Origin of the sequence: Luteibacter sahnii (assembly GCF_034063545.1) — a bacterium.
GTDB classification, from domain to species: Bacteria; Pseudomonadota; Gammaproteobacteria; order Xanthomonadales; family Rhodanobacteraceae; genus Luteibacter; species Luteibacter sahnii.
Window position 1 is genome coordinate 283,964 of the sequence record NZ_JAQLOK010000002.1, and the last position, 25,327, is coordinate 309,290.

The following is a 25,327-nucleotide window of genomic DNA, read 5'->3' on the forward strand; positions in this document are numbered from 1 at the left end:
AGCCCCGGTCCGCCGGGGCTTTTTTTTGGTTCGTCGCCGATCACAGGGACCGGCGCCACGATGCGGTGAAGCACCGCCATGTCCCATCGTCCTTTCGCCACCCGGTGTCCACGCGGTAGACGCCAGCCTGGTCGGGCAGCACGCCCTGCCCTGCCGCAAGCGTCACGGTGAACGTGGCGACCCTGCGATCGCCGCGCCGCTCGACGGAAACGGGCCCGATCACGGCATGCACCGTTTGTCCGCGAATCGCCGTCACGCGAACGAGGTTGGCGAGCGACGGCTTGTCGAGTTGCCCCGTATTGCCGTCGAAGTCGTCGGTGAGCGCCGCCACCGTATCGCCGGCATGCCCCGCCTCGGCGGCGGCGGCCGACTCGGCGATGGCCTTGCGCACCTGCACATCGTCCGCGGTGCGATGGCACGCCGCCATCAGCACGACGACACCGATCGACACGAAAAACCTCAACAACGAACGCATACTTTTCTCCTCAAACGTCGCTGCGATGCGGCTTGCCGCTATACGCACGCGTATGCTCCAATGCCGCGAGCTTACGACGGCAGGCCGTGCGACCGTCACCACTGGAGTCCATCCCATCCATGAGCATCGAGCGTCCGTGGCTTGATCATTATCCCGAAGGCGTGCCGGCGGAAGTCGACGTCGCGACCTACCGGTCCGTCGCCGCGGTGTTCGAGGCGTCCTGCGAGACCTTCAGCGATCGTCCGGCCTTCCGCAACTTCGGCCACACGCTGACCTACCGGCAGGTCGATGAGCTGTCCAGGGCGTTCGCGGGTTACCTTTCCGGCGAGCTCGGCCTGAAGAAGGGCGATCGCATCGCGATCATGCTGCCCAACCTGCTGCAGTATCCGGTCGCATTGTTCGGTGCGCTGAGACTGGGCCTGACGGTGGTCAACACCAACCCGCTCTACACCCCGCGCGAACTGCACCACCAGCTCGAGGACTCCGGCGCCAAGGCGATCCTGGTACTCGACAACTTCGCCGCCACCGCGCAGAAGGCACTGGACGGCACCAAGGTGCAGCACGTCATCACCACCGCCGTCGGCGACCTGATCGGCTTCCCCAAGGGCGCCATCATCAACTTCGTGGTGAAGTCGATCCGTAAGGAAGTCCCCGCCTACGACCTCCCCAAGGCGGTGCGCTTCAAGGATGCGCTCTCCCGCGGGCGGGCGCACGCCATGCCGACGGTCGACATCCAGCCCGACGACCTGGCCTTCCTGCAGTACACCGGCGGCACCACGGGCGTGGCCAAGGGCGCGATGCTCACGCACCGCAACATGGTCGCCAACATGCTGCAGACCCGCCCCTGGGTGGCCAACCACGCCACGCCGGGCGACGAAACCATCATCACGGCGCTGCCGCTCTACCACATCTTCTCGCTCACGGTGAATTGCCTCATCTTCACCAGCCTGGGCGGACTGAACGTGCTCATCACCAACCCCCGCGACATGCCGGCGTTCGTGAAGGAGCTGAAGAAAACCTCATTCACCGCCATCACCGGCGTGAGCACGCTGTTCAACGGCCTGCTCAACACCCCGGGTTTCGAGACCGTCGATTTCTCGCGTCTGCACCTGGCGATGGCCGGCGGCATGGCGCTGCAGCGCGCCGTGGCCGACCGCTGGAAGAAGGTCACCGGCCGCCCGATCATCGAAGGCTACGGCCTGACGGAGACCTCGCCGGTGGCGTTCGCCAACCGCGTGGACATCACCGATTACACCGGCTCCATCGGCTATCCCATTCCCAACACCGACGCGCAGATCCGCGACGAGCAGGGCCAGCCCGTGCCTATCGGCGAAGAAGGCGAGCTCTGCATCCGCGGACCGCAGGTGATGAAGGGCTATTGGGCGCAACCGGAAGAAACCAGCAAGGTGCTGTCCGCCGACGGCTGGCTGCGTACCGGCGACATCGCTCGCATGGACGCCTCGGGCCAGGCCTTCATCGTCGACCGCAAGAAGGACATGATCCTCGTCTCGGGCTTCAACGTATATCCGAACGAGATCGAAGCCACCGTGATGCACCACCCTGGCGTGGCCGAAGTGGCCGCCGTCGGCGTGGACGACGAGCATTCCGGCGAAGTGGTGAAGCTGTTCGTGGTGCGCAAGGATCCCTCGCTCACCGAAAACGCGCTGCGCGACTACTGCCGCGAAAACCTAACCGGCTACAAGCGCCCCAAGCACATCGAGTTCCGCGATGCGCTGCCCAAGAGCAACGTCGGCAAGATCCTCCGTCGCGAGCTGCGCGACGAAGAACGCAAGAAAAAAAGCGCCAAGACCTGAGGCGCCCGCCACCGTAGCGACCGAAGGTAAGGTAGCCGACCGGGCCGGCGATCGGCGAAAGCCGGGGGGAGCGGACACGGTCCGCCCCCCACCCCGCCGGGACGCGTTCACGGCTATCAAAGGATGGGGAGCCGACCCAGGGCGAATGATGGCAATGGCCCGCAGGCCTCCTTGCGCCATCCATACGAGACGTCGTAGCAAGTCGCCCGGCGCGCACCTTCCGCGCCAATGGGCTAACGATCACTCGTCGTGCCATTCCTCGAGCGTATCGGCGTAGCCGCCGAGCAGGTCCCACAAAGCCCCCTGCTTGTCCTCGGGAATGAGCGAATACTTCAGGCCCACCTGCCGGGCCGACACCCGGGCCACCTCGGCTTCCATGTTGATGTGCAGGTCGTGGGCGAACACGATGTCGAGCACCCACACCTGGCCGACGGCGCCACTCCAGCGCGGCGGCCGCTTCAGCAACACGCCCGTGGCCGAGATATCGACCAGTTCGGTGGAAAACGCCTCGTGCCGCCGGCTCATGAGAACGGCCGCGGGCACCTTCATGCGTGCATGGCGCTCGTGGGCGTGCTGTGCGGTGGCCTTGTCAGAACACATCAGATCTTCCACCCATCCCGGTGTCTTATCGTCATCCGCGATCGACATGATCGCACCTCGCAAAACTTACCATCCGTGTCACTTATCGACACATTAGCGCAGTACGGGTCGGCTTAAACAGTACGCCGCGTCAATCCTTACCACGCGTCTTCAACACACCCGCCCGGACCAGCGCCCCGGCGCCGAAGCGCTGGTTGATCCTGTCCTGGACGCCATCGGAAGGCTTTTCCGACGCGGGCGTCGCGAACATATCCTGCTGTTCGTCGCTCTGCCGGGCGTCGAACCCGGAAAGCGACACGCCCAGCAGGCGCAACCGCGGCCGCGGATGCTGGTTCCACCAGGTTTGAAGCAAGCGACGTGCCACGGCGTATATCTCCGGGGTGGCATGGCCCGGCACGGGCAGCTGCGCCTGGCGGCTATGGGTCACAAAGGGGGGCTCGCGCAGCTTGACCGACACGGTGCGTCCCTTCAGTCCGCGAGCCCGGGCCCGGGAACCCACGCGCTCGCACTGGCGCAACATCCAGGCCTCCGCCAGCGCCAGCGTGTCGAGGTCGGTCTCGAAGGTCCACTCCGCACTGATCGACACCTCGGCGGCCTCCGCCACCACGGGGCGCGGGTCTTCACCGCGGCAAAGGGCGCGCAGTTGCTCGCCGTGCCGCGCGCCCACGGCCTTGTGCAGGCGCCAGTCATCCGCTCGCAGCAGGTCGCCAAGGGTACGTATGCCCACCTTGTGCAACGCTTCCTCAGCCACCTTGCCCACGGTCCACATGCGCCCCACCGGCAGCGGATCGAGGTATCCGCGCACCTCCTCCGGCCGAATGGCAAGGAAGCCGTCCGGCTTGGACAGCTCGCTCGCCAGCTTCGCCAGCAGCTTGTTGTGCGACATCCCCACTGAGGCATTGAGCCCCGTCCTGGCCCGGATGTCGTCCTTGATCTGCCGGCCGATCGCCTCCACGGATGAGAAAAGCCTCAGGCTGGCGGAGACGTCGAGGAAGGCCTCGTCCAGCGACAGGCCCTCGACCACCGGGGTGAACTGGCCGAACACCCCGAACACGACGTCGGAAATGGCCTTGTAACGGGCATGGCGGGGAACGACATACACGCCATGCGGGCACCGCCGACGGGCCTCGGCCGTGGGCATGGCCGACCGCACCCCGAATCGCCGGGCCTCGTAATTGGCCGTGGACACCACCCCACGACGCCCCAGGCCGGCCACGACGACGGCCTTGCCCTTCAGCGAGGGATCGTCCAGTTCCTCCACGGACGCGTAGAAGGCGTCCATGTCGACATGAATGATCGCTCGCTGGGCCGTCTGCATCGGGCTATTGTGCCGGATAGGCCGCCTGGCGCGCTGGACTTGCGCCAGCCCAGGCGATACCCTGTCGCACATCGGGTGAACTTATTCGGGCGCCGCGCCCTCCCGGTCCGTGGATCTGGACCGGACGTGGCGGCTTCCGTCGTTCCTTCACGGGTATCGACCCTCCTGGGTGTCCAGCTGGAGCTTCCCGCTCGTCGGCGACGGTGCGTGGCATGCCGGATGTGGCGGCGCAGCCGCTTCACGGCATCGATGGTTGCTTGCGTTCCCGGCCGCGATCGCGGCCCTTCTGACGTGTGCCGATGACTAACGAGACAACCGACGTCCAGGTGGTCGAAACAACCCGTGACGCCTTCGCCGGCGTACCGCAGCAACAGGAAATGCCCCTGGCGCTCGTGCGCGGGCAGCCGGTGCTGCAGATGCCGCAAGACCTGTACATCCCGCCGGATGCGCTCGAAGTCATCCTCGAGTCATTCGAAGGGCCGCTCGACCTGCTGCTCTACCTGATTCGCCGGCAGAACCTCGACATCCTCGATATCCCGGTCGCCGAGATCACCCGGCAGTACATGGATTACATCGGGATGATGCGCGAGGTGATGCGCCTGGAGCTGGCCGCGGAATACCTGCTGATGGCCGCGATCCTCGCCGAGATCAAGTCCAGGCTGCTGCTGCCCCGCCCCCCGGCGGAAGAAGGTCTCGAGGACGACCCACGCGCCGAACTGGTGCGGCGCCTGCAGGAGTACGAACGCTTCAAGAAGGCCGCGCAGGACATCGACGAACTGCCACGCCTGGAACGCGACACCACCGTGGTGCACGCCTTCGTCGGCGAGCACAACGTGGTGCGTGTACCGCCCCCGCTCGACCTGAAGGAACTTTTGCTCGCGCTCAAGGACGTGCTCAACCGCGCCGAACTGTTCACGCACCATGCGATCCAGCGTGAACCGCTCAGCGTCCGCCAGCGCATGGGCGAAGTGCTCGGCGCGCTCGGCGGTGGCGCGTTCCACCGCTTCGAAACGCTGTTCGACGTCACCGAGGGACGGCTGGGAGTCGTGGTGACGTTCCTGGCCATGCTCGAACTGGCGAAGGAAATGCTCGTCGAGATCGTTCAGGAAGAAGCCCTCGGACCGATCTACCTGCGGACGAAGGTCCGCACCGACAGCGAGCTGGACGAAGCGCTCGCCTGATCCGCCATCCGCCGCGTCGCGGCACATCGAAGGCCTATGCAACCCGAACAACTCAAACCCATCGTGGAAGCGGCGCTGCTGGCATCGACCCAGCCGATGACCCTCCTCCAGCTGAAGGGGCTCTTCGGCGAGGATGAGGAGGTCGATGGCGAGGCGATCGCCGCGGCGCTGTCGGCCCTGGCGGCCGACTGCGAAGGCCGGGGCGTCGAGCTGGTCGAGGTCGCCTCCGGCTGGCGTTACCAGGTTCGTCGCGAGGTGCACGGCTGGGTATCGCGGATGTGGGCCGAGAAGCCAAGCCGCTACTCCCGAGCCCTGCTGGAGACGCTGGCCCTGATCGCCTACCGCCAGCCGATCACCCGGCCCGAGATCGAGCAGATACGCGGCGTGGTCGTGTCCTCGAACATCATCAAGACGATGGAAGAGCGCGAATGGATCCGCGTGGTGGGTTACCGCGACGTCCCGGGCAAACCCGCGCTGTTCGGCACCACCCGTACCTTCCTCGATTACTTCAACCTGAAGTCGCTGGATGCCCTGCCCCCGCTGTCGGACATCCGCGACCTCGACGAGATCAACCCGCAGATGCGCCTCGATGGCGACGCGGTTCCCGCCGCGGCCCGTGCGGCGATGCCCCATCCCGGCGAGGCCACCGACGGCGACGCCTCCCCTGACGACGCACCGGCCCCGGTCGACGCGTCCGACGCTCCCTCCACCGAGGCATCGTCCGCCCTTCCGGGCGACGGCGCACCGGCGAACGAACCGCCTGCCGGCGACGATGACGTCGCCGCGGCACCTTCCACTGCCGACGAGGCAGAGAACCCCACGCGCGCCGACGACGAAGACAGCGACGACGCCGAGAAAAACACCGAGGAGTCACGCGCATGAATGCGCCCAATCGATCCGTACTCTCCCTTAAGCGTGGCGGCGCCGCCGCCGACGCTCCCCAGCTCGAAGAGCGCCTGCACAAGGTGCTGGCCAACGCGGGCCTGGGCTCGCGGCGCATGCTCGAGCAGCGCATCCAGAACGGCGACGTCGAAATCAATGGCACCGTCGCCAGCATCGGCGCCAGCGTGCGCGCGGGCGACCGTGTCGCGATCGACGGCAAGCAGTTCGTCGTGGCCACCGACACCCGCAGCGATGCCGAAGTGCTGGTCTACCACAAGCCCGAAGGCGTGGTGACCACCCGCGACGACACCGAGGGTCGCCCCACCGTGTTCGAACAGCTGCCGCGCCTGAAGGGCGCGCGCTGGGTGGCCGTGGGCCGCCTCGACATCAACACGACGGGCCTGCTCCTGCTCACCACCGACGGCGAACTGGCCAACGCACTGATGCACCCCAAGAGCGGCCTGGAGCGTGAATACCTCTGCCGCGTGCACGGCGAGGTGCCCGATGAGGTCATCGAGCGCCTCAAGGCCGGCGTCGAGCTGGAAGACGGCCCCGCCCGCTTCGACGAGATCGGCGTGATCAGCCGTGGCGGCAGCCATAGCTGGTTCCGCGTCACCATCCGCGAAGGCCGCAACCGCGAAGTGCGCCGCCTGTGGGATTCGCAGGGTTTCCTCGTCAGCCGCCTCAAGCGCATCCGCTATGGCAACGTCGAGCTCCCGCGCGCGCTGCGCCGTGGCGACTGCGAGTCGATGGAAGAAACCGCCATCAAGGAGCTGCGCGAACACGCCGGCCTCGGCGCGCCCGCGCCGGTGCTCACCCTGAATGCCGTGGTGCACCAGCGCCGCGCGCCGCGCCACGTCACCGAATACCGCCCGGAAAAGAGCGGCGCGGGTGGCTGGAGCTCGGCGCGCCACGACGAGGCCCGCGAGCTGACCGCGTTCGACCGCATCCGCGACGACAATCCGCGCGGCAAGGGCGGCCGGGGCGGTCCCCGCAAGCCGGGCCGCGAGGTGAACGGCAACGTCGCCCGTCCGGAACGTCCGGCCAAGCCGCGCCGCTCGCGCGCGGTGGCGCCGGGCCAGGAGCTTCCGGCGCTGCGTACGTGGTTCGCCGGGGACAGCCGCACCGGCGGTGGAAACACCCAGGGCCACGCCAACGGCAATACGGCAGGCAATCGCGGCAATCGCGGTCCGCGCACCGGTCAGGGCGGCCAGGGCGGTGGCAATCGTGCCATGGGTGGCCAGGGTGGCAACCGCATGGGTGGCCCCAACCGCGCCGGCGGCAGCCGTGGCTCGGGTGGCAAGGGCCGTGGCCCGGCGGGCGGCGGCGGTGCCGGCGGCGGCAACCGGGGCGGTCGTCCGGGCGGCAACCGGGGTGGCGGCGGCAATCGCGGTGGCAATTTCTGAGCATGCTGACGATCTGGCACAACCCGCGCTGTTCGAAGTCGCGCGAGACGCTCGCACTGCTGCGGGCGAGGGGGCTTGAGCCGCAGGTCGTCGACTACCAGAACGATCCCCCCTCCGCTGCCGAGATCGATGTCGTGCTCCAGAAGCTCGGCATCGCGCCGCGCGCGCTGATGCGCAAGGGTGAAGACGCATACGCTGATGTGCCCTCGGATGCTAGCCGGACACAGCTGATCGCTGCGATGGTCGCCACGCCGAAGCTCATCGAACGTCCGGTCGTGATCCACGGCGACAAGGCTGTCATCGGGCGGCCTCCGGAGGCGGTGCTGGCGATCCTCTGAGACGCGCGGCTCCCCGCACCATGATCGGTGGCGGCTTCATTTGTTCCTTTGCATGCGGAGGGTTTCGCCGACGCGGTTCCCACCGTCCATGATGTAGAAGCCCGCCTTGCGGGCGAACCGGCGAATGCCGGCGCGCTCGCCCCCCCTCAGCGGTGCCGCGAGGCGAGCTTTTCCGCAACGCGCTCGAAGCCCAGCCCGCGCGCGCGCAGCATCACCACCAGGTGAAAAACGAGATCCGCCGCCTCGCCGAGGAGTGCCTCGTCGTCCTCCGCGACCGCGGCCAGCGCAGTCTCGACGCCCTCCTCGCCCACTTTCTGCGCCATGCGGCGGATGCCGCCGTCGAACAACCGCGTGGTATAACTCCCCTCGGGGCGCTCGGCATGGCGGGACGCCACGACGGCATCCAGTTCGGCGAGAAACCCCAGCGGCGGCACGACCTCGTCACCGAAGCAACTCGATGTGCCGGTATGACACGTGGGCCCCGCCGGCAACGCACGAACCAGCAGCGTGTCCGCGTCGCAGTCCTGGCGCACGTCCACCAGCGACAACGTGTCGCCCGAGGTTTCGCCCTTGGTCCACAGGCGCTGCTTGCTCCGGCTATAGAACGTGACGAGACCGCTGCGGCATGTCGTCTCCAACGCCGTGGCGTTCATGTATCCCAGCATCAACACTTCGCCGGTGCGCGCGTGCTGCACGATCGCAGGCACCAGGCCGTCGCCCTTGGCGAAGTCGGGAGAAATATCAGTCATACGCGAACCTCGATGCCCTGTGCGCGCAGTTCGCGCTTCAGGGCGGGAATGGCGATCTCGCCGGAATGGAACACGCTCGCCGCAAGCGCGGCGTCCACATCCGCCTGTTCGAACACCTCGGTGAAATGGGCCGCCGTACCCGCGCCGCCGGAGGCCACCAGCGGCACGCGGCACAACGCGCGCGCCGCCCGCAGCTGCTCGATGTCGTAGCCGCGACGCACACCGTCGGTGCCCATGCAGTTGAGCACGATCTCGCCTGCGCCCAGCGACTGTGCCTCCACCAGCCAATCGAGCGTGCGCTTGCGCAACGCACGCGTTTTCGACGGATCGCCGGTGTACTGGCGAACCCGCCACTGGCCGTCCTCGTCGCGCAGGCTGTCGACGCCAACCACAACGCACTGCACGCCGAACGCGTCGGCGATCTCGCCGATCAGCGCGGGCCGTTCGAGCGCGGGGGAGTTGATGGACACCTTGTCCGCGCCCGCGTGCAGCACCTCGCGCGCATCGTCCACGCTGCGGATGCCACCGGCGACGCAGAACGGAATATCGATCTGGCGAGCAACCCGCTCCACCCAGTCGCGGTCGACACGGCGACATTCCGGGCTCGCCGTGATGTCGTAGAACACCAGTTCGTCGGCACCTTCGTCGCGATACCGCAAGGCGAGGTCCACGATGCCGCCCACCACCACGTGATCGCGGAACCGCACACCTTTCACCACCTGCCCGTCGCGCACGTCGAGGCAAGGCACGATACGCCGGCTCAGCATGCGACCTCCGCGGTACGTAACGCATCGCGAAGCGTGAACTCCCCCTGCAGCAACGCACGACCGAGGATCACCCCATCAAGCCGCCGCGCCACCAGGGCCTCGATATCGGCGAGCGAACGCACGCCGCCCGACGCCTGCACCTGGAAACCCGGCGCGACGTGCGCGATGTGTTCGTAGAGCGAGAGATTGGGCCCCGTCATGGTGCCATCGCGGTCGATGTCCGTGCACAGCAGGTGGCGTGCACCGGCCTCGCGATAGAACGGCAACAACTCATCGAGCGTGCGCGCTTCGTCGGCGGTCCAGCCGGCGCTCGGCAACGTCCAGGCGCCGTCGCGCCAGCGCGTATCGAGCGCCAGCACGATTCGCTCCGGCCCAAGGCGGTCGATCCAGCCGGCCACCGTTGCCGGCTCGCGGATGGCGATGCTCCCTACGACCACGCGGCCGACGCCCGCATCGAGGAGGCGGCGGACGCCCTCTTCGTCACGGACACCGCCGCCGGCCTGTACGTCGAGCGCCCCGGCGGCGACCAGGCGGGTCACGACCGGCAGGTTCTCGAAGCGTCCCGAACGTGCGCCGTCGAGGTCGACCACGTGCAGCCAGGTGGCACCCTCCCGCGCGTAACGTGTCGCGAGATCGAGCGGCGCCACATCGAACGTGGTCTGTCGGGTGTAATCGCCTTTGAACAGACGCACCACGTTGCCGTCGCGCAGGTCGATGGCGGGAATCGGTAAAGTCATAGCGAGAGAAAATTCCGCAGAAGCCTAGCGCCCACGCCCGCCGAACGCTCGGGGTGGAACTGCATGCCCATGAAGTTATCGGCGGCGATGACGGCGGAAAACAGCCCGCCGTGCTCGGTCGATGCCAGGGTATAAGCACCCACGGGCACCGCATAGCTATGCACGAAGTAGGCGGTATCGTCGTCGCCGAGCCCTTCCGTGAGCGCGTGGGCCGAGTCGCGCCGTATGTGGTTCCAGCCCATGTGCGGCACGCGCCGGCCGGGGCGGTCCTCGAAGCGATGCACCGTCGCGGGGATCACCCCTAGGCACTCCGTATCGCCTTCATCCGAGTGGTCGCAGAGCAACTGCATGCCCAGGCAGACGCCGAGCACGGGCTGCGAAAGCTGGCGTAACACGTCGATGAGTCCGGCGTCCCTCAGCCGGCGCATGCCCGGCGCCGCCGCCCCGACGCCCGGGAGAATGACATGACTGGCCGACCGGATGCGCGCGGCATCGGCCGTCAGCTCCGCATCGGTGCCGAGGCGTTGCAGGGCGTAGCGGACCGAACCGATGTTGGTGCCGCCCGCGTCGACGAGCACGACCCGCTTCACAGGCTCCCCTTCGTGCTGGGCAGATCGGCGCCTTCGCGCCGGATGGCCTGGCGCAAGGTGCGCGCAAGCGCCTTGAAGCAACCCTCCACCATGTGGTGGGCGTTTTCGCCGTAGACGGTGAGGTGCAGGTTGGCGCCGAGCGTCTCGCAGAGCGAGCGAAAGAAGTGCGGCACGAGTTCGGTCGGCATGTCACCGACCCTCTCGCGGGGAAACGCGCCCTCGAAGACGAAGTAAGGCCGCCCGGAGAGATCCAGCTCGGCACGGGCGGCGCTCTCGTCCATCGGCAGGGCAAAGCCATAGCGACCGATGCCTCGCTTGTCCCCCAGCGCCTGGCGCAGTGCCTGACCGAGGGCCAGTGCCGAGTCTTCGATGGTGTGGTGTTCGTCGATATGCGTGTCGCCTTCGCAGGTCAGCGCGAGCGAGAAGCCGCCGTGCTTTCCGATCTGTTCGAGCATGTGGTCGAAAAAACCGAGGCCGGTATGGATGCGCGGCTCGGCGACGCGATCCAGGTCCACGGTGACGTGGATCGAGGTCTCTTTTGTCCGCCGCACCACGTCCGCCGTGCGCGGCGCATCGATCAGCGCGTGGGCGATCTCGTCCCACGTCATGCCCCGCGGCCCCACCCGGAACCCGCGCACGCCCATGTTGGCGGCGAACAGGAGGTCGGTCTCGCGGTCGCCCACCATCGCCGACTGCGCCCGGCTCCAGCCATCGTCGGCCAGCCAGTGCCGCGCCAGCCCCGTGCCCGGCTTGCGGGTGTCGAGGTTATCGTGGGGAAAACTGCGATCGATCAGCTGCTCGCGGAACGCGATGCCTTGCGACGCGAGCAGGCGCAGCAGGAACTGGTGAGGGCCGTCGAACGCGGCCTGCGGAAACGACGGTGTACCAAGGCCATCCTGGTTGGTCACCATCACCAGCTCGTAGCCGGCGGACACGCAACGTTGCAACGCGGCAATGACACCGGGCAGCAGCGCCAGCTTGTCGAGGCTGTCGATCTGTTCGTCGGCCGGTTCCTCGATGATGCAGCCGTCCCGGTCGAGGAAGAGAATCTTGCGGCTCATGCGGATGCTCCCGCACGCAGCACGGCGAGCACGCGATCGTTTTCGTTACCCGTGCCCACGGTGATGCGCAGCGCATCGCCCAGGCCCGGATACTTCGTGATGTCACGCACCACGATGCCGGCGGCATAAAGGCGCCGGTAGGTGGTCGACGCGTCGTCGAAGCGCACGGCAAGGAAATTGGCGTGCGACGGCAATACCTCGCGCACGCCGGGCAGGTTCGCCAGCTCGACCGTCATCCGTGCGCGCTCAGTGAGGATCTCTTGCAGGTGGTGGCGCTGCAGGCGGCGCCCCTCCTCCGACAGCGCACCCAGGGCCGCATCGACGCACGGCGACGGCAGCGGGTAAGGGGGGATGATACGGCGCAACAGGTCGATGACCTCGTCGCGGGCGATCACGGTACCGATGCGTGCACCCGCGAGCGACCAAGCCTTGGAGAGGGTGCGCAGCACGGCGACGTTGTCGACCTCGTCGACCAGCGTCACCGCGCTTTCGACGCCGCTGAACTCCGCATACGCTTCGTCCACCACCAGCACGGCGCGATCGGCCAGGGCCGTCGCGAGATAGCGCAGGGTGTCGATGTCCACCCGGTTGCCGGTCGGGTTGTTGGGCGCACAGACGAACACCAGCCGTGTGTGCGGCGTCACCGCTGCCAAGAGGCGCGCCGGGTCGAGTGTGCCCGCGTCGCCCAAGGGACATTCCAGCACCTGCGCGCCCTGGATGCGCGCGCACACGGCATACATGCCGAAGGTGGGCGGTGAGATGAGTATCGCGTCCTGGCCCGCGCGACAGAACGCGCGCACAAGCAGGTCGATGGCTTCATCGCTACCGCGGGTGACGAGCAGCCTTGACGGGTCGCTGCCATAGAGCTCGGCCAGGCCATTCACCAAGGCACGCGGCTGAGGATCCGGATAGCGGTTGAGACCTTCCCCGCCCGGCACGTTCGGTGGCCGCGACGATTCGTTGGCATTGAGCAGCACGGTGCCGCCCGACGCCTCCATGCGGGCACTGGAGTACGGAACGAGGGCGCGGATGTCCGCCCGGGCGAGATCGAGCACGGTCATGCGATGGCATCCATGGCGGCAAGACGGAGCGTCACGGCGCGGCGGTGCGCGTCGAGCTGTTCGGCGGCGGCAAGCGTCGCGGCACAGGGCCCGATGTGCCGAAGGCCTTCGGCGGAGGCCTCCTGCACGGTCACCTGCTTCTGGAAACTCGCCACCGATACGCCGCTGTAGCTGCGCGCATAGCCATACGTGGGCAACACGTGGTTGCTCCCGCTGCAGTAATCGCCGAGCGACTCGGGCGTCCACGGGCCAAGAAACACGGAACCGGCGGATTCGATGCCCTCCAGCAGAGCGCGCGGATCATGGGTTTGGACAATCAGATGCTCGGGCGCGTAGCGGTTGCTCACATCCAGCGCCTGGTCGAGATCGCGCACGTGCACGAGGCGACTCTCGCCCAGTGCCGCGGCGGCGATGTCGGCACGCGGCAATGCCCGCCGTTGCCTTTCCACTTCGTCGCCCACGCGTTCGAGCAGGGCATGCGACGGACTGACCAGCAACACCTGTGAGTCGGGGCCATGTTCGGCCTGAGACAGGAGGTCGGCGGCGACAAACCGAGCGTCCGCCTCCTCGTCGGCGATGACGAGCACTTCGGACGGCCCGGCCGGCATGTCGATGGCCGCGCCCGCCGGGTCGCCGGCCACCTGCAGCTTGGCTTCGGTGACCCACGCGTTGCCCGGGCCGAAGAGTTTGTCGCAGCGAGGCACGGTATCCGTGCCGTAGGCCATGGCGGCGATCGCCTGCGCGCCACCCAGCTTGAACACGCGGTGTACACCGGTCACCTTCGCCGCGTAGAGCACCGCGTCGTCGCAGCGGCCGTCGGCCTGCACGGGCGTGCAGAGCACCACGTCGCGGCATCCGGCGATGGTGGCCGGCACGCCGAGCATGATCGCCGTCGACGGCAGCGGCGCTCCACCCGCCGGGACGTAGAGGCCCACACGCCGGATCGGCCGCAGCACGCGCTCCACGCGCACGCCGGGTGCGGTTTCCACGGACACCGCCACCGGCGCCGACGCCCGATGGAAACGCTCGATGCGGTCGGCGGCATCCCGGATCGCGGTTTTCAGTTCGCACGTCAGCCGGGCTTCGGCAGCGGCAAACTCCTCGTCGCCGACCTGCAGCGTATCGAGGATGATGCCGTCGTAGCGCTGCGTGAGTTCGCGCAGGGCGCCATCACCGCGCCGGCGGACGTCGGCGACGATCGCCTCGACCCCGTCGCGTAACTCGGTCGCGCGCGATTGCGCGGGACGCGCCAACGCCGCCGCACGACCCGCCTCGTCGAGGCCGTTCCAGTCGATCCGTTTCATGCCAGCATCTTCTCCACCGGCAGCACCAGCATGTCGCGGGCCCCGGCACGTTTCATGTCTTCGAGTTGGCGCCAGCTCACCGAGCCCGCACACAGCGCCTGCACCACCACCTGGTCCGGTGCGCCGTCGACCGCGGTCAGGGTGGGCACAGGCATACCCGGCAGAAGGCGGGTGATGTCGTCGAGCGCGTTGCGCGGTGCCTGCAACAGGATCAGCCGCGAGTCGCGCACCTGGATCACGCCATCGAGGCGACGCAGCAGCAACTCGGCGATTTCGCCGCGCTCGTCCGCCGGCAGGTCGCGACGACCGGCCAGCACGGCTTCGCTTTCGATGACCACGGCCGCTTCGCGCAGCTGGTTCGCTACCAGGGTGGCACCGCTGGAAACGAGGTCGCAGATGGCATCGGCGGTGCCCAGGCGCGGGGCGATCTCCACCGAACCGGCCAGGTAGACCACCCGCGCCGCGACGCCATGGCTACGCAGCCATTCGCCAAGCAGCCCCGGGTAGGAGGTGGCGATCGCCCGCCCATCGAGCTGGGCCGGGCCGTCGTAGCCGTCCTCCTGCGGCACCGCGATGGACAGGCGGCAACGGCCGAAACCGAGGGAACGAAGTTCGGCCAACCCCTCCCCCGGTTCGGGCTGGGACAGCTGGAACTCGCGCAGGACGTTGCGGCCGACGATGCCGAGGTCGCAGACGCCTTCGGCAATGAGGCCGGGGATGTCGTCGTCGCGCACCAACAGGAGGTCCACCGGCTCGCCTTCGCCGAAGCAGAACAGCTTGTCGCGGCTTTGTCGAAACTTGAGCCCGCAGCGGGCCAGGAGCTCCTGCGCCGGCTCGGTGAGCCGGCCGGACTTCTGCATGGCGATGCGCAGGCGATCACGCGATTTCATACGGCACCTTCGACGTTGCGACGGGCGGCGGCGGCCATGTAGCCACCGTTGCCCTGATTGAGGTAACGGGCGACGCGCCCGATGGTCGTGATGCTTACGGCGGTGCGCTCGTGGATCTCGCGGTAGGAGCGCCCCTCCAGCAGGAAGGGCACCACGCGCCAGCGATCGACCATCACCTCGATTTCGGCCGGGGTGCAGAGGTCGTGCAGGAACGCACGCATCTCCTCGACCGACGAAAGGGCCAGCAGGGCCTCGCAGAGACTGGCTTCCGCGGCGTTGTCGGGTGTCTGGGCATCGGGCGATCGACGCTTCATAGTGTGTTAACGCGTTAATACGATAACCCATCGTAACAGCCCGCTGTTTTCCATGGCAAGCATGGGCGGCCGATCGCGCCTTCCTTCCATATACCCGGCGGTCAGCCACGGCGAAGATGCAGGCCGTTGTTTTTTCCCAAGGCCAAGGAGGCCGTCCGGCATGTTCCGTACCGTCCTGGTGGCCGACGGCCAGCCGCTCGTCGCCGCCGGCGTGAAAGCCGTGCTGCGGTCCCACCGCCACCGCGTGGTCGGTGCGGCACACGACACCGACACCCTCTTCGCCCACCTGCGCGATACCGCCTGCGATCTGCTGGTCACCGAGCTTTCGTTGCCATCCGGCCTGGTGCCTGACGGCATGCCGATGATCCGGCGCATCCGGCGGCAGCACCCCCCGGTGCGCATCGTGGTGCTGACCGCCCTCGCCCAGCCGGCGGTCCTGCGCGCGCTGCGCAACCTGGGCGTGGTGGCCGTGTTCGATAAACGCAGTGACCTGAAGCACCTGCCAATGGCTGTGCACGCGGCGATGATCGGACGGGACTACCTGAGCCCCGCGTCCCGCCATCCGACCCCGGCCTCACCCCCTGGCCGGGGCCTCGGCAGTGGGCTGACGCCACGGGAACGCGACGTCCTTGGTGCCTACGCCCAGGGCCATGGGCTCGACGCCATCGCCCACACCATGGGGCGCAGCATCAAGACGATCAGCCGGCAGAAGCGCTCGGCGATGGCGAAACTGGGCCTCGCCAACGACGCCCAGTTCTATCGTTATCTCGCGGGCCTTCATGCCGACGCGGGCTCGGCGGACGCCGTCGCGGCAAGCCCGCCGGGGCGCACGGCGTGCGCCTAGGCGACGAGATTCCCCGACGCCACCAGCTCGCAGACGCGACGCACGTCGCCGTCCATGGCGCGATCGCGCTGCATGAATGCCACGTGCTCGCGCAATGTCGCCAACGCCTTACGCACCGCGTGGCCGCCGTGGAAGTCGTCGGCACGGGCAAGCGCGGCCATCAGCGCCTTCACCTCGGTTTCGAAACGGGCGTAGTGCGGCGAATCGCTGCGCGGCGCGCCAGCGATCTTCGACGCCAAGGCCTGCCAATCCCCCCGAAGGGCCAGCGTACGTGCCGCATTGAGCATGTCCTGGCGGTATTCCAGGGCCTGGGCCGCGGTGTAAAGCTCCATCGCCAGCACGTGACCGAGGTCTTCGGTCATCTCCAGCACGTGACGGGCCTCGTTGGCTCCCATGGACACGTGGTCTTCGGCGTTGGCGCTGGTCGGCACCGAGTACACCGACGCCGGATGGGCGCGCGTGGCGAGATCGTTCACCAACGCCGCGGCCGTGTACTGCACGATCATGAAACCGGAGTCGGTCGCGTCTTCGTTGCCAATAAGGAAGGCCGGCAGGCCATCGTTGTTCGCGGGGTCGACCAGCTTGGCCGTGCGGCGCTCCGAAATCGACGCGAGTACCGGGATCGCGGCCTTGACGTAGCTCATCGCCAGGGCCAGCGGCATGCCATGGAAATGACCCGCCGAGATGACCTGGTCTTCGATGACTTCGGCGTTCTCGGCATCCGGGAACACCAGCGGATTGTCGGTGACGGCGTTGAGTTCGATGTCGAACACGCGGCAGGCCTGCTCCCAGGCATCGCGGACGGCACCGTGCACCTGCGGCGCGCAGCGCAGGCAGTAGGCATCCTGGGGCTGATGCTTCTTGCCCCCCTTGAACGGCAGGAAACGCGCGTAGAACGCCTCCTTGCCATGGCGCTGCGTGGCGGGCACCCAGTCCCAACCGATGTCGAACCGATGTGCCTGGTCGGCCGGCTCGCTCCACGAGTCGGACAACCACGGGCGGAAACGCGGCACGAGGTGATAGGCGATGTCGGCCAGCGTGGAGCCTTCGAGCAGCCCGCGGATCTGCCGCGCTGCGTCGACCTGGCCCGGATGCGGACGCAGGCCGTGCACTTCTTCGGCGTAGGCGCCGGTGCGGCCCGCGAACGCATCGAGCGTCATCGCGGCGGCCAGGTCGGCCGTGCGGATCAAGGTGTCCATCGTATCCAGCGCGAGTACGCCGGTGGCGAGCATCTGCGTGGTGCCGTTGTTGAGGGCAAGACCCTCCTTGAACGAGAGACGCACGGGCTCGAGTCCCGCGCGCTTGAGGGCCTCCGCGCCGGGAAGGCGCTCCCCCCGATAAAAGGCTTCGCCACCGCCGAGCAGCACGATCGCCAGATGCGACAGGGGGGCCAGGTCGCCGCTCGCGCCGACGGAACCCTTCTCGGGAATCACCGGAATGACGTCGCGATTGAGCAGTTCGGCGAGCGCCCGCAGCGTCTCGACGCGAATGCCCGAATGACCACGCATGAGCGTGTTGACGCGGATGGCGAGCATGGCCCGCACCACGTCCCGACCGAACGGCTTACCCACGCACACGGCGTGGGTAATGATGAGATTGTGCTGCAGCTCCTCGAGCAACGTGCCTTCACGCGGCTCGGGATTACCGCCCGGCAGTTCGTCGCGAACGCGATGCGCGCCGAGCAGTTTGTCGGCATTGCTGCCAAAACCCGTGGTCACGCCGTAGATGGGCTCGCCGCCGCCCACTTTTTCCGCGAGGAAATCCGCGGCCCGCTTGACCTTGAGCAACTGTGTATCGTCCAGGCGGATGGTGGCGTCCTGGCGAGCGATGGCGGCGACCTGGGCGCGCGTGAGGCTGCGCCCGTCGAGAAGGATGCTTTGGGTCATGGCAGGCTGCGAGAAAGTGAGGGTTAACGGCCGACTTCGGCCTGGGCCAGTTCGACGCGGAGCGTCTTGACGAGTTCGGCGCGGGTCACTTCGAACTGGTCTTCGCGACGCAGATCCTTCACCGTGACGACGCCCTTGGCGATCTCGTCCTCGCCGATGACGATCGCGAAACGAATGCCTGCGCGGTCGGCGTACTTGAATTGCTTGCCCAGCTTGCCGCTCTCCATCACCACCTCGGTGGCGATGCCGGCGTTGCGCAGTTCGGTCGCCACCGCGATGTACTGCGGCAGCAAGGTCGGGTCCATCTGCGTCACGAGCACGTCGACCGAGCTCTGCGCCGTGGACACCAGGCCGGCGTCGCGCAGCTGCCAGTAGAGACGGGTCAGGCCGATGGAGATGCCCACGCCCGGAAGGTGCGAGCGGGTGTACTGACCGGCGAGGTTCTCATAGCGGCCGCCCGAGCAGATCGAGCCGATGCCGGGATGGTCGTTGAGCGTGGTCTCGTAGACCGTGCCCGTGTAGTAATCCAGGCCACGGGCGATGGAGAGATTGAGCGCGAAATGCGTCTCCGGCACGCCGAAGTCGCGGATGAGGGAGAGCACCTCCTTCAGTTCGGCACGCCCCTGCGCCATCGTCTGCGAACCGTCGCCGAGCGCGTCGAGCTTCGCGAACGCATCGTCCACCGAGGTCGAGCGCACTTGCACGACGTCCAGGATGGTCGCCGCCACCTCGGCGGACAACCCGAACGCGTCGCCCGTGAGCGTATCGCGCACGTAGTCGGGGCCACGCTTGTCGAGCTTGTCGACCTCGCGCAACACGAGCATCTGCTGCTCGGCGTCGGCGACGCCCAGGCTTTCGAAGAAGCCGCGCATCAGCTTCCGGTTGTTGAGCTGGATGGTGAACGCGCCGATGTCGAGCTCGCGGAACACGCTGTAGATGACCGCCGGAATCTCGGCGTCGTAACGCACCGACAGGGAATCCTTGCCGATCACGTCGATGTCGCACTGGTAGAACTCACGGAAGCGTCCACGCTGGGCGCGCTCGCCGCGGTAGACGCGCTGCATCTGGTAGCGACGGAAAGGGAAGCTCAGGTCGTGCTCGTGCTCGGCCACGTAGCGGGCCAGCGGCACGGTAAGGTCGAAGCGCAGCGCCAATTCGGGCACGTCGCCCTTCTCCGCCGCACCCAGCGCGCCCGTGGACTGCACGAAGTAGACCTGGCGCTCGGTCTCGCCACCGGTCTTGGTCAGCAGCACGTCGCTGTGCTCGATGACCGGGGTTTCGATCGGCAGGAAGCCGAAGCGCTCGTAGTTGCGGCGGATCGTGTCGAGCATGCGCTGGAACGCGATCTGGTCGAGCGGCAGGAGCTCGAGGACACCGGGCATGGTGCGGGCCGGGGTGAGTGCCATGCAATTCCTCTGGGACAGGCTGGGCGGAGCCGCCGTGCGGCAGCCCCATAGGTTAGCAGATGCCACCCCTCGCCTCCGGCGCGCCGTCGTAAAAAAGACATGCACACCTGTTGCCAAGTGAACCGGCCGTGGCTAATATACGCGGCTCCCGTCGGGGTGTAGCTCAGCCTGGTAGAGCGCTACGTTCGGGACGTAGAAGTCGCAGGTTCGAATCCTGTCTCCCCGACCAATCATTCGAAGAATGAAGGCTCCGAAGTCCGCCGATGGCGAGGTTTCGGGGCCTTTTTTCTTTCTCCCCCCGCCCCGCCCCTCGGCGAGGTTAGAGCAACCGGATACCAAGGGGCCTGACCAGCGACGCGAACACCGCAAAGCACAGCACGGTGATCACTGCCGCGGCCAGCATGGCGGGCCAGAATCCGCAGCGCGCCAGCAACCAGGGAAAAGCGAGAAACATCGGGAGCGTGGGCACGACGTACCAGAACGTGTACCACGCATGGTTGGCGATCTTCTCCACGGGCTGCCGCTCGACATGAAGCCAGGTCAGCGCCAGCAAGGTGACCAGGGGCAGCGCGGCCACGAGCGCGCCGATGCGATCGCTGCGCTTGGCAAACTCGGACACTGCCACGACGACGGCGGCGGTCGCGAGGTATTTGACGATGATCCAGGGCATCACGGGACGGTATCGCAGCACACGACGTGTCGGCTTAGCGCACGCTTAGACCCGGCCCGGCAAACCAAGGACGAAAAACAAAAAAGCCCTGACAGGTCAGGGCTTTTTGCAAACTGGCGGAGAGTGAGGGATTCGAACCCTCGATAAGGCTTTTGACCCTATACTCCCTTAGCAGGGGAGCCCCTTCGGCCTCTCGGGCAACTCTCCGAATGGTTGTCTCGACGGCCGTGCCGACTCGACGAGCCAGCAAGGATACTTGTCCTTGCCTGCTCCGTAAAGCGTTAGTGATCGTTTCCGGAGTGATCCCCGGTGTCGCCCTCGTTCTTGATGCGCTGGTAGATTTCTTCGCGATGGACAGCGACATTCTTCGGCGCGTTGATACCAATGCGCACCTGGTTGCCCTTCACACCCAGGACGGTGACGGTCACCTCGTCGCCGATCATCAGGGTTTCACCGACCCGGCGGGTCAGAATCAGCATGATTGATACTCCATAAAATCAGGTATTGGCTTCCCCACCAACGACAATTCACCCCGAGTGCTTGTCGCCGATGGATCGACGTTTCGACCATCGAAGGCCGACCGCCTTCCCCGGCTCTAAATTGTGAGTGTCGCCGACCAGCTGTCCTGCCATGTCGGTCCGACGGGTCGATACCGAAGGACGCCTTCGACATTCGACTGATACTAGCTGAGCCAAACCAGCCCGCGCAACGCACGCGGCGGCGGAAAGCGAGGGCCGGATCACCTCACGGCGATCCGGCGTGAAGGGCCTTTGCTCCCGTTCAGCGAAGGCGGGCTTCGACCCAACCGGGAATGCCGGCAAGAATCGACGGAAGTTCGGCCGAATCCAGGCCACCGCCCTGCGCCATGTCCGGACGCCCACCGCCCTTGCCATCGATGCGGGAGGCCACTTCGGCCACGAGATCACCCGCCTTCACCTTGCCCGCAGCCGCTCCGGCCACGCCGGCCACGAGCGCGACCCGCCCATCGACAGCCCCCGCGAGAATCACCGCACAATCGCCCAGCTGCTGCTTGAGTACATCGACGCTGTCGCGTAATGACTTGGCGTCGAGCCCTTCGAGCCGCGCGGCGACCACCTTGATGCCGGCCACGTCGACGGCCGACGCGGCCAGGTCGGCGGAGGCTGAGCTGGCCGCCTTGGCCTTGAACGATTCGATTTCGCGCTCGAGCTTCTTCTGGCGATCGAACAACTGGCGGAGCTTTTCGATGACGTCGTCGCCGGTGGCAGCGAGCATGCCCGAGACCTCGCCGAGGATGCGCTCCTCCTCCGCCACACGCGCCATGGCGCCCGCGCCGGTCACCGCCTCGATACGGCGCACGCCGGCGGCGACGCCCGACTCGGAAACGATCTTGAACAGACCGATGTCGCCGGTGCGCGACACGTGCGTGCCACCGCACAGCTCGGTGGAGAACTCACCCATCCGCAGGACGCGGACCTCGGCGCCATACTTCTCGCCGAACAGCGCCATGGCGCCGAATTCGATGGCCTCGTCGTAGCCCATGTTGTGCACTTCGGCCTGGGCATTGCGGCGCACTTCGTCGTTGACCATCCGCTCGATCTGCGCCAGCTCTTCGGGGGTTACCGGCTTGAAGTGCGAGAAATCGAAACGCAGCCGCTCGGGCGCCACCAGCGAGCCCTTCTGCGTCACGTGATCGCCCAGCACCGTGCGCAGGGCCGCGTGGAGAAGATGCGTCGCCGAGTGGTTGAGCACGGTGGACTGCCGCTGCGCGGCATCGACCGCGGCACCGACGACGTCACCCTTGCGCAGCGGTGCGGAGCCCTGCCATTCGCCGAAATGCGCGAAGAACGCGCCACCGACCTTCTGGGTGTCCTGCACCGCAAGGGCACCTGACGGATGACGGATCACGCCGGTGTCGCCCACCTGACCACCCGATTCAGCATAGAACGGCGTGCGATCGAGCAGGAGAAACCCCTGTTCGCCATCGGCGAGCGCATCGACCGCCTTGCCGTCACGCACGATGGCAACGACGCGGGCGTCAGCCAATTCAAGCGACTCGTAGCCCGTGAATACCGTGGGTGCAAGCGCGCTGGCCACGTCGGCGGGCAATTGCGCCTTGGTGGCGAAGTTGCTCGCCGCACGGGCGCGTGCCCGCTGCTCGCCCATCGCACGCTCGAAGCCGTCCATATCCACGGTCATGCCACGCTCGCGCGCGATATCCGCGGTGAGGTCCACCGGGAAACCGTAGGTATCGTAAAGGCGGAAGGCATCCGCGCCCGGAATGATCTGGCCCGACTTGGCGGCGATATCGTCGAACAGACGCATGCCGTGTTCGAGCGTCTCGCCGAATCGTTCTTCCTCGGTTCTCAGGGCTTGCTCCACGAACACACGCTTCGCGGCCAGCTCAGGGTAGGCCTCGCCCATTTCGGCCACGAGCGGCGCCACCATCTTCCAGAAGAAATCACCACGCACGCCTAGCATCCATCCGTGGCGCAGCGCACGCCGGATGATGCGACGGAGCACGTAGCCGCGTCCTTCGTTCGAGGGCAGCACGCCGTCGACGATGAGGAACGACGCTGCGCGGATATGGTCGGCGATGACGCGCAGCGACTTGTTGCCCACGTCGGCCGTGCCGGTCAGACGCGAAGCCTCGCCGATCAGGTGCGCGAAGAGGTCGATGTCGTAGTTGGAATGCACGTGCTGCAACACGGCCGCCAGACGCTCGAGGCCCATGCCCGTATCCACGCAAGGCGCGGGCAACGGCGAAAGCGTGCCGTCGGGTGCGCGATCGAACTGCATGAAGACGAGGTTCCATATCTCGATGTAGCGGTCGCCGTCTTCGTCGGGCGAGCCGGGCGGGCCGCCGGCCACGTCCGGGCCGTGGTCGTAGAAGATTTCCGTGCAGGGACCACAGGGACCCGTGTCGGCCATCTGCCAGAAGTTGTCCGAGGCGTAGGGCGCGCCCTTGTTGTCGCCGATGCGCACAATGCGGTCGGCCGGCACACCCATCTCATCGCGCCAGATGCCAAAGGCTTCGTCATCGGTATGGTAGACGGTGACCCACAGGCGGTCGGAGGGAAGCCGGTAGACCTCGGTAAGCAGCTCCCATGCGTAACGGATGGCATCACGCTTGAAGTAATCCCCGAACGACCAGTTGCCCAACATCTCGAAGAAAGTGTGGTGACGAGCCGTGTAACCGACCTGATCGAGATCGTTGTGCTTGCCACCCGCGCGCAGGCAGCGTTGCACATCGGCAGCGCGTACGTAGCCGGGCTTCTCGCTACCGAGAAACACGTTCTTGAACGGGACCATGCCCGAATTGGTGAACAGCAGCGTGGGGTCGTTCGACGGCACCAGCGATGCCGAAGGCACGATGGTGTGGTCCTTGGAGCGGAAGAATTCGAGGAAGGTCGAACGGATGTCGGCGGTTTTCATGAGCGATCGGGGCTGGGGGCCGCGTATCGCGGAAGTACCCCGTCCGGAATCAAGGCTCAGTGCCTTCAGTCGTCGTCGGCGTCTTCCGCATCGGCGTGGGTAAGAACCCGTACTGTGGCGGCGGCGAAGCCCCGACGCAAGAGGAATTGCGCCCGGCGCGCCCGTTCAGCCGGGTCGGCGGTGGCCCCGCCGTAGCGACGCCGGAGCTGGTCGGCGGCGAGTTGGTGCCAGTCTACGTCCGCCGCCTCCAGCAACCGGCGGATGACCTCGTCGGCAATGCCCTGGCTACGCAACTCGGCCCGAATGCGGGCGGGGCCGTATCCCTGCCCTACCCGGCTGCGGACGAGGGAACCGGCGAAGCGGTCGTCGTCCTGGTAGCCCTGGTCGCCGAGGCGCTCGAGTGCCTCGGCCGATTCGTCGCGCGCGAAACCGCCGCGCTCCAGCTTTTGCCGGAGCTGGCGACGCGAATGCTCTCGCCGGGCCAACAAGCCCAGCGCCTTGTCGTATGCGGTGCGGGCGGGGCGATCGGCCTTGCCGTCGCCCCGCCCCGAGCCTGACTCAGGCCTCTTCGAGCGCATCCTGCTCGGAACCGGCCGCCGGGGATGCCGAACCTGGCTTCACCAACAGGCGGGCGCGCAGCTCGGTGTCGATTTCATTGGCGATGGCCGGGTTGTCGCGGAGGAACTGGCGGACGTTTTCCTTGCCCTGGCCGATGCGATCGCCCTTATAGCTGTACCAGGCGCCGGACTTGTCGATGAGGCTTTCGCGCACGCCCAGCTCGATGATCTCGCCTTCGCGCGAGGTGCCCTCGCCGTAGAGGATCTCAAACTCGGTCTGGCGGAACGGCGGTGCCACCTTGTTCTTGACCACCTTGACGCGGGTTTCGGAGCCGATGACTTCTTCGCCCTTTTTCACCGCGCCGATGCGGCGGATGTCCAGGCGCACCGAGGCGTAGAACTTGAGCGCGTTGCCGCCAGTGGTGGTCTCGGGGCTACCGAACATCACGCCGATCTTCATGCGGATCTGGTTGATGAAAATGACCAGGCAGTTCGACTTCTTGATATTGGCCGTTAGCTTGCGCAACGCCTGGCTCATCAGGCGCGCATGCAGGCCGACGTGGGAGTCGCCCATCTCGCCTTCGATTTCCGCCTTGGGGGTGAGGGCCGCCACGGAGTCGACCACGACCAGGTCGACCGCACCGGAGCGCACGAGCATGTCGGCGATTTCCAGCGCCTGCTCGCCGGTGTCCGGCTGGCTGACCAGGAGGTCGGCGACGTTCACGCCGAGCTTTTCGGCGTAGGACGGATCGAGGGCGTGCTCCGCGTCGACGAAGGCCGCCGTGCCGCCGTTACGCTGGCACGAGGCGATGGCCTGCAGGGTGAGGGTCGTCTTGCCGGAGGATTCCGGACCGTAGATCTCGACGATGCGTCCGCGCGGCAGGCCGCCGATGCCCAGGGCGATATCCAGGCCGAGCGAGCCGGTGGATACGGTATCGATCTGGTCGTCGACGCGGTCGCCCAGGCGCATCACGGCACCCTTGCCGAACTGCTTTTCGATCTGGCCAAGGGCGCTGGCCAGCGCCTTGCGCTTGTTATCGTCCATCGTGGTATCCGGTTACGT

25 protein-coding genes and 2 tRNA genes are annotated in these 25,327 nt (G+C 67.0%); 7 read left to right on the top strand and 20 right to left on the bottom strand.

What is annotated here, in order from left to right:
• Window positions 1-40 precede the first annotated feature (40 nt).
• Complete coding sequence (locus PI246_RS06630; protein WP_320550508.1) at window positions 41-475, bottom strand: hypothetical protein; 435 nt, start codon at window positions 473-475, stop codon at window positions 41-43.
• Between the two features lie 119 nt (window positions 476-594).
• Between PI246_RS06630 and PI246_RS06635 the strand changes: the two genes are divergently transcribed.
• A complete protein-coding gene (locus tag PI246_RS06635) occupies window positions 595-2,289 on the top strand; it encodes an AMP-binding protein (RefSeq protein ID WP_320550509.1) in 1,695 nt (564 codons plus the stop codon).
• 240 nt (window positions 2,290-2,529) lie between these two features.
• Here PI246_RS06635 and PI246_RS06640 read toward each other — a convergent pair whose 3' ends face one another.
• Window positions 2,530-2,889, bottom strand: a complete 360-nt coding sequence (locus PI246_RS06640; RefSeq protein ID WP_320550510.1) for a PilZ domain-containing protein — start codon at window positions 2,887-2,889, stop codon at window positions 2,530-2,532.
• Window positions 2,890-3,019: 130 nt separating this feature from the next.
• Window positions 3,020-4,207 carry a DNA polymerase IV gene (dinB, locus tag PI246_RS06645; protein WP_320550511.1) on the bottom strand — a complete coding sequence of 396 codons (1,188 nt, stop codon included), beginning with the start codon at window positions 4,205-4,207 and terminating at the stop codon, window positions 3,020-3,022.
• A gap of 377 nt (window positions 4,208-4,584) precedes the next feature.
• On the opposite strand from dinB, the gene PI246_RS06650 reads away from it, so the two are divergent.
• The 4 genes from PI246_RS06650 to arsC are packed head-to-tail and all read left to right on the top strand — an operon-like array spanning window position 4,585 to window position 8,014.
• Entirely contained in the window at window positions 4,585-5,388 is an 804-nt protein-coding gene (locus PI246_RS06650; RefSeq protein ID WP_320551200.1) for a segregation and condensation protein A, read from the top strand.
• Window positions 5,389-5,424: 36 nt separating this feature from the next.
• Complete coding sequence (gene scpB, locus PI246_RS06655; RefSeq protein ID WP_320550512.1) at window positions 5,425-6,270, top strand: SMC-Scp complex subunit ScpB; 846 nt, start codon at window positions 5,425-5,427, stop codon at window positions 6,268-6,270.
• Entirely contained in the window at window positions 6,267-7,676 is a 1,410-nt protein-coding gene (locus PI246_RS06660; RefSeq protein ID WP_320550513.1) for a pseudouridine synthase, read from the top strand. The genes scpB and PI246_RS06660 overlap by 4 nt, the downstream gene beginning before the upstream one ends.
• Before the next feature lie 2 nt (window positions 7,677-7,678).
• A complete protein-coding gene (gene arsC, locus PI246_RS06665; RefSeq protein ID WP_320550514.1) occupies window positions 7,679-8,014 on the top strand; it encodes an arsenate reductase (glutaredoxin) in 336 nt (111 codons plus the stop codon).
• Between the two features lie 146 nt (window positions 8,015-8,160).
• Here arsC and hisIE read toward each other — a convergent pair whose 3' ends face one another.
• Genes hisIE through PI246_RS06710 form a run of 9 tightly spaced genes read right to left on the bottom strand, consistent with a single transcriptional unit; the run spans window position 8,161 to window position 15,487 of the window.
• Complete coding sequence (hisIE, locus tag PI246_RS06670) at window positions 8,161-8,763, bottom strand: bifunctional phosphoribosyl-AMP cyclohydrolase/phosphoribosyl-ATP diphosphatase HisIE (protein ID WP_320550515.1); 603 nt, start codon at window positions 8,761-8,763, stop codon at window positions 8,161-8,163.
• Window positions 8,760-9,530, bottom strand: coding sequence for an imidazole glycerol phosphate synthase subunit HisF (gene hisF, locus PI246_RS06675; RefSeq protein WP_320550516.1), 771 nt, complete (start codon window positions 9,528-9,530; stop codon window positions 8,760-8,762). Before hisF ends, hisIE begins: the two co-directional genes overlap by 4 nt.
• Window positions 9,524-10,267, bottom strand: a complete 744-nt coding sequence (gene hisA / locus PI246_RS06680) for a 1-(5-phosphoribosyl)-5-[(5-phosphoribosylamino)methylideneamino]imidazole-4-carboxamide isomerase (RefSeq protein ID WP_320550517.1) — start codon at window positions 10,265-10,267, stop codon at window positions 9,524-9,526. Before hisA ends, hisF begins: the two co-directional genes overlap by 7 nt.
• Window positions 10,264-10,857 (bottom strand): imidazole glycerol phosphate synthase subunit HisH, encoded by a 594-nt coding sequence (gene hisH, locus PI246_RS06685; protein WP_320550518.1) that lies wholly within the window; start codon window positions 10,855-10,857, stop codon window positions 10,264-10,266. Before hisH ends, hisA begins: the two co-directional genes overlap by 4 nt.
• The gene (hisB, locus tag PI246_RS06690; protein WP_320550519.1) at window positions 10,854-11,918 is read right to left on the bottom strand and encodes a bifunctional histidinol-phosphatase/imidazoleglycerol-phosphate dehydratase HisB; all 1,065 of its coding nucleotides are present in this window, start codon (window positions 11,916-11,918) and stop codon (window positions 10,854-10,856) included. The genes hisH and hisB overlap by 4 nt, the downstream gene beginning before the upstream one ends.
• Window positions 11,915-12,979, bottom strand: coding sequence for a histidinol-phosphate transaminase (gene hisC / locus PI246_RS06695; RefSeq protein ID WP_320550520.1), 1,065 nt, complete (start codon window positions 12,977-12,979; stop codon window positions 11,915-11,917). Before hisC ends, hisB begins: the two co-directional genes overlap by 4 nt.
• Window positions 12,976-14,283, bottom strand: a complete 1,308-nt coding sequence (gene hisD / locus PI246_RS06700) for a histidinol dehydrogenase (protein ID WP_320550521.1) — start codon at window positions 14,281-14,283, stop codon at window positions 12,976-12,978. The genes hisC and hisD overlap by 4 nt, the downstream gene beginning before the upstream one ends.
• A complete protein-coding gene (gene hisG / locus PI246_RS06705) occupies window positions 14,280-15,173 on the bottom strand; it encodes an ATP phosphoribosyltransferase (protein ID WP_320550522.1) in 894 nt (297 codons plus the stop codon). Before hisG ends, hisD begins: the two co-directional genes overlap by 4 nt.
• Window positions 15,170-15,487, bottom strand: a complete 318-nt coding sequence (locus PI246_RS06710; RefSeq protein ID WP_320550523.1) for a YerC/YecD family TrpR-related protein — start codon at window positions 15,485-15,487, stop codon at window positions 15,170-15,172. Before PI246_RS06710 ends, hisG begins: the two co-directional genes overlap by 4 nt.
• 160 nt (window positions 15,488-15,647) lie before the next feature.
• On the opposite strand from PI246_RS06710, the gene PI246_RS06715 reads away from it, so the two are divergent.
• A complete protein-coding gene (locus PI246_RS06715; protein WP_320550524.1) occupies window positions 15,648-16,331 on the top strand; it encodes a response regulator transcription factor in 684 nt (227 codons plus the stop codon).
• On the opposite strand, the gene PI246_RS06720 is transcribed toward PI246_RS06715, so the two are convergent.
• Both PI246_RS06720 and hisS read right to left on the bottom strand, forming a co-directional pair.
• Window positions 16,328-18,217 carry an HAL/PAL/TAL family ammonia-lyase gene (locus PI246_RS06720; protein WP_320550525.1) on the bottom strand — a complete coding sequence of 630 codons (1,890 nt, stop codon included), beginning with the start codon at window positions 18,215-18,217 and terminating at the stop codon, window positions 16,328-16,330. The genes PI246_RS06715 and PI246_RS06720 overlap by 4 nt on opposite strands.
• Before the next feature lie 23 nt (window positions 18,218-18,240).
• Window positions 18,241-19,623, bottom strand: coding sequence for a histidine--tRNA ligase (gene hisS / locus PI246_RS06725; protein ID WP_320550526.1), 1,383 nt, complete (start codon window positions 19,621-19,623; stop codon window positions 18,241-18,243).
• Between the two features lie 152 nt (window positions 19,624-19,775).
• Here hisS and PI246_RS06730 point away from each other — a divergent pair.
• Window positions 19,776-19,852 (top strand) — tRNA-Pro (locus tag PI246_RS06730).
• A 90-nt stretch (window positions 19,853-19,942) separates the two neighbouring features.
• Here the strand turns inward: PI246_RS06730 and PI246_RS06735 are convergent.
• The 6 genes from PI246_RS06735 to recA form a co-directional block, all read right to left on the bottom strand.
• Window positions 19,943-20,293, bottom strand: a complete 351-nt coding sequence (locus PI246_RS06735; RefSeq protein WP_320550527.1) for a DUF3147 family protein — start codon at window positions 20,291-20,293, stop codon at window positions 19,943-19,945.
• Between the two features lie 114 nt (window positions 20,294-20,407).
• Window positions 20,408-20,500 (bottom strand) — tRNA-Ser (locus PI246_RS06740).
• A 74-nt stretch (window positions 20,501-20,574) separates the two neighbouring features.
• Complete coding sequence (gene csrA, locus PI246_RS06745; protein WP_144909934.1) at window positions 20,575-20,772, bottom strand: carbon storage regulator CsrA; 198 nt, start codon at window positions 20,770-20,772, stop codon at window positions 20,575-20,577.
• A gap of 301 nt (window positions 20,773-21,073) precedes the next feature.
• Window positions 21,074-23,707, bottom strand: coding sequence for an alanine--tRNA ligase (gene alaS, locus PI246_RS06750; RefSeq protein ID WP_320550528.1), 2,634 nt, complete (start codon window positions 23,705-23,707; stop codon window positions 21,074-21,076).
• Window positions 23,708-23,772: 65 nt separating this feature from the next.
• Window positions 23,773-24,285, bottom strand: coding sequence for a regulatory protein RecX (locus tag PI246_RS06755; protein WP_320550529.1), 513 nt, complete (start codon window positions 24,283-24,285; stop codon window positions 23,773-23,775).
• Window positions 24,266-25,309: a recombinase RecA gene (recA, locus tag PI246_RS06760; protein ID WP_320550530.1), complete on the bottom strand. Its 1,044-nt coding sequence runs from the start codon at window positions 25,307-25,309 to the stop codon at window positions 24,266-24,268. Before recA ends, PI246_RS06755 begins: the two co-directional genes overlap by 20 nt.
• Window positions 25,310-25,327 lie beyond the last annotated feature (18 nt).

What these genes read in the sequence shown, in the direction of transcription:
- PI246_RS06650 (WP_320551200.1), top strand. Translation starts at nt 4,585, where the DNA reads ATGCCCCTGGCGCTCGTGCGCGGGCAGCCGGTGCTGCAGATGCCGCAA.
- PI246_RS06735 (WP_320550527.1), bottom strand. Translation starts at nt 20,293, where the DNA reads ATGCCCTGGATCATCGTCAAATACCTCGCGACCGCCGCCGTCGTCGTG.
- alaS (WP_320550528.1), bottom strand. Translation starts at nt 23,707, where the DNA reads ATGAAAACCGCCGACATCCGTTCGACCTTCCTCGAATTCTTCCGCTCC.
- PI246_RS06715 (WP_320550524.1), top strand. Translation starts at nt 15,648, where the DNA reads ATGTTCCGTACCGTCCTGGTGGCCGACGGCCAGCCGCTCGTCGCCGCC.
- hisA (WP_320550517.1), bottom strand. Translation starts at nt 10,267, where the DNA reads ATGACTTTACCGATTCCCGCCATCGACCTGCGCGACGGCAACGTGGTG.
- hisC (WP_320550520.1), bottom strand. Translation starts at nt 12,979, where the DNA reads ATGACCGTGCTCGATCTCGCCCGGGCGGACATCCGCGCCCTCGTTCCG.
- dinB (WP_320550511.1), bottom strand. Translation starts at nt 4,207, where the DNA reads ATGCAGACGGCCCAGCGAGCGATCATTCATGTCGACATGGACGCCTTC.
- arsC (WP_320550514.1), top strand. Translation starts at nt 7,679, where the DNA reads ATGCTGACGATCTGGCACAACCCGCGCTGTTCGAAGTCGCGCGAGACG.
- PI246_RS06755 (WP_320550529.1), bottom strand. Translation starts at nt 24,285, where the DNA reads ATGCGCTCGAAGAGGCCTGAGTCAGGCTCGGGGCGGGGCGACGGCAAG.
- hisIE (WP_320550515.1), bottom strand. Translation starts at nt 8,763, where the DNA reads ATGACTGATATTTCTCCCGACTTCGCCAAGGGCGACGGCCTGGTGCCT.
- hisB (WP_320550519.1), bottom strand. Translation starts at nt 11,918, where the DNA reads ATGAGCCGCAAGATTCTCTTCCTCGACCGGGACGGCTGCATCATCGAG.
- PI246_RS06720 (WP_320550525.1), bottom strand. Translation starts at nt 18,217, where the DNA reads ATGACCCAAAGCATCCTTCTCGACGGGCGCAGCCTCACGCGCGCCCAG.
- scpB (WP_320550512.1), top strand. Translation starts at nt 5,425, where the DNA reads ATGCAACCCGAACAACTCAAACCCATCGTGGAAGCGGCGCTGCTGGCA.
- PI246_RS06635 (WP_320550509.1), top strand. Translation starts at nt 595, where the DNA reads ATGAGCATCGAGCGTCCGTGGCTTGATCATTATCCCGAAGGCGTGCCG.
- PI246_RS06660 (WP_320550513.1), top strand. Translation starts at nt 6,267, where the DNA reads ATGAATGCGCCCAATCGATCCGTACTCTCCCTTAAGCGTGGCGGCGCC.
- hisG (WP_320550522.1), bottom strand. Translation starts at nt 15,173, where the DNA reads ATGAAATCGCGTGATCGCCTGCGCATCGCCATGCAGAAGTCCGGCCGG.
- hisS (WP_320550526.1), bottom strand. Translation starts at nt 19,623, where the DNA reads ATGGCACTCACCCCGGCCCGCACCATGCCCGGTGTCCTCGAGCTCCTG.
- PI246_RS06710 (WP_320550523.1), bottom strand. Translation starts at nt 15,487, where the DNA reads ATGAAGCGTCGATCGCCCGATGCCCAGACACCCGACAACGCCGCGGAA.
- PI246_RS06640 (WP_320550510.1), bottom strand. Translation starts at nt 2,889, where the DNA reads ATGTGTTCTGACAAGGCCACCGCACAGCACGCCCACGAGCGCCATGCA.
- PI246_RS06630 (WP_320550508.1), bottom strand. Translation starts at nt 475, where the DNA reads ATGCGTTCGTTGTTGAGGTTTTTCGTGTCGATCGGTGTCGTCGTGCTG.
- hisD (WP_320550521.1), bottom strand. Translation starts at nt 14,283, where the DNA reads ATGAAACGGATCGACTGGAACGGCCTCGACGAGGCGGGTCGTGCGGCG.
- hisF (WP_320550516.1), bottom strand. Translation starts at nt 9,530, where the DNA reads ATGCTGAGCCGGCGTATCGTGCCTTGCCTCGACGTGCGCGACGGGCAG.
- recA (WP_320550530.1), bottom strand. Translation starts at nt 25,309, where the DNA reads ATGGACGATAACAAGCGCAAGGCGCTGGCCAGCGCCCTTGGCCAGATC.
- csrA (WP_144909934.1), bottom strand. Translation starts at nt 20,772, where the DNA reads ATGCTGATTCTGACCCGCCGGGTCGGTGAAACCCTGATGATCGGCGAC.